General features: G+C 44.6%; 1 protein-coding gene. It reads left to right on the forward strand.

All coding sequences use genetic code 11. The annotated features are described in order from the left end of the window. On the forward strand, positions 1 to 271 hold a 271-nt coding region (locus AB1471_RS17370; protein ID WP_367780982.1), incomplete at both ends, for a UPF0182 family protein.

The raw sequence follows: 271 nt of genomic DNA on the forward strand, positions 1-271 counted from the left end.
TTCAATTACATTCGTAATTCTGTCAAGGTTGTGGTTGATGCTTACAATGGCGTTGTCAATTTCTATGTTGCGGATGCGTCTGATCCAATCATCCAAACGTGGCAGAAAATCTTTCCAGCGTTGTTTAAACCATTGGATCAACTTCCTGCTGCGATCGTGAGTCATCTCCGCTATCCGGTGGATTTGTTTAACGCCCAGTCCGATCAGTTGATTACGTATCACATGACCGATCCACAGGTGTTTTATAACCGAGAGGATCAGTGGCAAGTGC

The sequence above is a fragment of the Jeotgalibacillus marinus genome, assembly GCF_040801915.1.
Lineage (GTDB): Bacteria > Bacillota > Bacilli > Bacillales > Jeotgalibacillaceae > Jeotgalibacillus > Jeotgalibacillus marinus.